The organism is Thermobrachium celere DSM 8682 (genome assembly GCF_000430995.1).
Taxonomy (GTDB): domain Bacteria; phylum Bacillota; class Clostridia; order Clostridiales; family Caloramatoraceae; genus Thermobrachium; species Thermobrachium celere.
Genome location: NZ_HF952029.1, coordinates 1 through 1,098, shown reverse-complemented (window position 1 = coordinate 1,098; position 1,098 = coordinate 1). Strand labels below are relative to the sequence as shown.

The following is a 1,098-nucleotide window of genomic DNA, read 5'->3' as shown; positions in this document are numbered from 1 at the left end:
TTGCCTTTAGTTGCCAGCACTTCGGGTGGGCACTCTAAAGGGACTGCCTGGGTTAACCAGGAGGAAGGTGGGGATGACGTCAAATCATCATGCCCCTTATGCTCTGGGCTACACACGTGCTACAATGGCCGGTACAATGAGTTGCAAACCCGTGAGGGGGAGCTAATCTCAAAAACCGGTCCCAGTTCGGATTGTAGGCTGCAACTCGCCTACATGAAGCCGGAGTTGCTAGTAATCGCGGATCAGCATGCCGCGGTGAATACGTTCCCGGGCCTTGTACACACCGCCCGTCACACCATGAGAGCCGGCAACACCCGAAGCCAGTGGGCTAACCCGCAAGGGAGGCAGCTGTCGAAGGTGGGGCTGGTGATTGGGGTGAAGTCGTAACAAGGTAGCCGTAGGAGAACCTGCGGCTGGATCACCTCCTTTCTAAGGGTTTAATAGCTCTCGCTGTTTAGTTTTGAAGGACCGTAAGGTCTAAATGTGGGGGTGTAGCTCAGTTGGGAGAGCACCTGCCTTGCAAGCAGGGGGTCAGGAGTTCGAATCTCCTCATCTCCACCATATATGGGCTCATAGCTCAGACGGTTAGAGCGCACGCCTGATAAGCGTGAGGTCGGTGGTTCGATTCCACTTGAGCCCACCAGTTCTTTGAAAACTGCACAGCCAAAGGTAACAAGTTCTTTGTAACGATCAAGCTACAAAGGGCGCATGGTGGATGCCTTGGCACCAGGAGCCGATGAAGGACGTGGTAAGCTGCGAAAAGCTGCGGGTAGCCGCAAACAGGCTGTGATCCGCAGATGTCCGAATGGGGGAACCCGCATGGCTAACGCCATGCATCCTTAGCTGAATCCATAGGCTAAGGAGGGCACACCCGGGGAACTGAAACATCTAAGTACCCGGAGGAAAAGAAAGAATAATCGATTCCCTAAGTAGCGGCGAGCGAAAGGGGAGGAGCCCAAACCAGAGGAAACTCTGGGGTTGCGGACAGGTCAAGAAAGCGAAGGAGTTCTTAGCCGAATAGGTCTGGAAAGGCCAGCCACAGAAGGTAAAAGCCCTGTAGGCGAAAAGGACTTTGAGCGAGACCTGATCCAGAGTACC

2 tRNA genes and 2 rRNA genes are annotated in these 1,098 nt (G+C 54.3%); all 4 read left to right on the top strand.

The features are described from left to right. A 16S ribosomal RNA gene (locus TCEL_RS11390) occupies window positions 1-429 on the top strand; the annotation flags it as partial. A 56-nt stretch (window positions 430-485) separates the two neighbouring features. Beyond that, a tRNA-Ala gene (locus TCEL_RS11385) sits at window positions 486-561 on the top strand. A 5-nt stretch (window positions 562-566) separates the two neighbouring features. Continuing rightward, window positions 567-643 (top strand) — tRNA-Ile (locus TCEL_RS11380). A 45-nt stretch (window positions 644-688) separates the two neighbouring features. Then, a 23S ribosomal RNA gene (locus TCEL_RS11375) occupies window positions 689-1,098 on the top strand; the annotation flags it as partial.